This window comes from Arthrobacter sp. HMWF013 (assembly GCF_003061105.1).
Classification (GTDB): domain Bacteria; phylum Actinomycetota; class Actinomycetes; order Actinomycetales; family Micrococcaceae; genus Arthrobacter.
The window spans coordinates 1-2,893 of sequence record NZ_QAIQ01000666.1 but is presented as its reverse complement, the minus strand read 5'-3'; the positions used below and the strand labels follow the sequence as shown (position 1 = coordinate 2,893).

General features: G+C 64.8%; 2 protein-coding genes. One reads left to right on the top strand and one right to left on the bottom strand.

What is annotated here, in order from left to right; genetic code table 11:
• A partial coding sequence (locus DBR22_RS21730) for a glycosylhydrolase-like jelly roll fold domain-containing protein (protein WP_258229378.1) occupies positions 1–1,063 on the top strand: 1,063 nt, incomplete at its 5' end.
• Here the strand turns inward: DBR22_RS21730 and DBR22_RS21725 are convergent.
• Positions 950–2,527: an MFS transporter gene (locus DBR22_RS21725; protein WP_181365282.1), complete on the bottom strand. Its 1,578-nt coding sequence runs from the start codon at positions 2,525–2,527 to the stop codon at positions 950–952. The genes DBR22_RS21730 and DBR22_RS21725 overlap by 114 nt on opposite strands.
• Positions 2,528–2,893 lie beyond the last annotated feature (366 nt).

Below are 2,893 nucleotides of genomic sequence, written 5' to 3'. Positions count from 1 at the left end.
AAGCTCGCCCAGCCGCAGCGACGACCCCACCGCGTGGGCCGCCGCCGTGGAGAGCATCTGGGCTGACAGTCCCGGCCTGCTTGACCTGGCCGGGGTACCTGCGCCGGATGGCGTGGCGGACGCGCTCGCCAGGATGGGCGTGGAACCGGACTGGGCTCTCGCCGCTCCCGAAGGGGCGAAACTGCCCTTTATCCACCGCCACCTCGATGGTGCGGAGCTGTATTTCGTCAGCAACCAGCTCGAACGGCCGGAAAAGATCACCGCGTCCTTCAGGGGCGACGCCGTTTCCGCCGAGCTGTGGGACCCCGTCCGGGTCGCCCGGACAGCGGTGGCCGTGCGCAGCGAAGCCGGCCGGACCGCCGTTGATCTCCAGCTGGAACCGTTCGGATCGGCGTTCGTCCTCCTGCGCCGCGGGGGCTCAAGCGCCGATGCAGCCACGCCGCGTGCGGGCACCCATGAGCAGCCTGCCACGGCGGAAGTCCTGCTGGAGGGGCCTTGGGAGGTGACGTTCGACGGCGACGGACAGTCGCCGTCGAACGTCACCATGAAGTCCCCGGCACCGTGGAGTGGCCCGGGGGCGGATGCCCAGGCGTTGGATGTGAAGTACTTCTCGGGGACGGCAATGTACCGGCACACCTTCAGCGCCGATTCGGCATTGTTGGAGTCGGAGCGTCGCTTGGTTCTCGAGCTGGGATCCGTCAGCGACCTCGCCGAGGTCCGCGTGAATGGCCACAACGTGGGCACTGTGTGGACGTATCCTTTCCGGATTGACATCACTGACGCCGTCCGTACAGGCGCGAACGCGCTGGAGATCGCGGTGACCAATTCGTGGTGGAACCGGCTGGCGGGTGACGCCGCCGCGGGCGACCAGACCCGTCCGGGCGCTGCCGTCTTTGAGGCGGATGCCGATGTGCTCCCGGCAGGTCTCCATGGACCCGTGCGGCTCGTGTCAGGGGCCATCCATGCTTTCGGCGAGACGCTGCTCCGGCATAAAGATCGACAGCAGCACGCCCGCGCCAAAGATGCAGGCCAGGAGCGCAAAGATCGGCAAGAAGGCGTCTGAGTAGATGGCGGCGACGCCCGCCTGGATCGCCTCGGGCAATTGCTGTACGGCGCGGGGGTCGGTGATGACCGAGCCAGGCAGCCCCAGCATGTTGTTTGCGGAACCCTGCGCGAGCAACGTCGCGAAGAGCCCACCGAACACGGCCGTTCCCACTGTGACGCCCAGTTCCCGCAGATAGCCGATCGACGCCGTCACGCTTCCCACCACGGAATGCGGCATTGCGTTCTGGGCCGCAACCACGGTGATCTGCATGAAACTGCCCACTGCCAGCCCCAATAGGGCCAGGAGAATCCCCACCACTGGCAGCGGCGTCTCCGGTTGGAGGAAGTGGAGGCAGATTGCCGTGGCAGCCGCCAGGGCGGATCCGGCCAGTGGGAACACCTTGTACCGGCCGGTTCGGCTGACGATCCAGCCGCTGAGGTTGGTGGACGCCATGAGTCCGAGAACAAGGGGAAGCAGAATCAGCCCTGCCACGGAAGCCGACGTCGAATAGACCATCTGCACATACGTGGGCAGATACGCCACCACGCTGAAAAGCCCTGCTCCAATGACCAGACCCAAACCCGCCGCATTGACCACTGGCCAGCTCCGAAACATTCCCATTGGTATCAGCGGGTGCTTTGAGCGGATCTCGACAACCACAAAGAGGACGCCGGATACAGCCGTCAACGCTGCAAGGCCGAGCAGCATCCCAGCAGACACGCCGCGTTCCGTGGACAGAGACACCCATGCCACCAAAGCGCAGGTGAATGTCAGCATGAGGGCTGTGCCGGCCCAGTCCACACCTCCTGATGCTCGGACGGAGCGCAGGCGGCGCAGGGAGAAGGCCATGGCCAAGGCAAGCAGCCCAACCGGAAGGTTGATCCAGAACACCCAGCGCCAGCCCACCGTGTCGGTGATGGCACCGCCTACCAAAGGGCTGATGACCGTTGCGATTCCGAAGACAGAACCGAGCGGGCCGAGGTATTTGGGACGTTGCCGGGCCGGGACAAGATCCGCAATGATGGCCGGCGGCAAGACGGCGAGCCCGGCGCCGCCGAGCCCCTGAATGCCGCGGAACAGCGAGAGCTGAAAGATGTCCTGCGCAAACCCACACAGCGCGGAGGCCGCAAGGAAAATGCTCAAAGCAACCATCAGCAACGCAGGCCTGCCAAACCTGTCGCCCAGCCGCCCGTAGACAGGCATCCCCACTGTCATGGCCAAGGTGTAAGCCGTAATTACCCATGCCATGTGACTGGCACCGTCCAACTCGCCCACGACAGTGGGTAACGCCGTAGCCACAATGGTGTGGTCCAGTGCGGCCAGGAGAACGATGATCAGTAGGGCCGCATAGATGCGGCCGATGCGGACCTTCGGCGTGGGACTAAGGGCCTGCCCGGCAGACTCCTCGGGGGATGGCCCCGCGGGAAAACCGACGTCAGCAGACTCGGCATCGGTGTTCAGGGACAAGTGTGAACGGCGCACCGCAACCTCGTTCTGGGAGAGCCAACAAAGCTGGCTCGACACCGGCCAGGTGCGCGTCCAGGGGAATCTGCACCCCGGCCGACGGGCCCTCAGGCCCCAGTGTCCCAACGAACCTACCACCGCAGACCCCGCCGACGAACGGTGTGCAAGCATCAGAATTCGGGATAGCCCGCATACTTTGGAACTATTTCCGCGCCGCGCAATCTCCACGTTTACTTGAGGAAATCTCAACGAAGAGGAGAGCCTGACGATGACACAGATCATCCGTGCTTCCACTGCCGAGACGCAGGAGAGCAGCCCCGAAAACGCCGCCTGGTTCCGATACGTCCTCGGCCAATACCCCACCGGCGTCACCCTGATAACGGC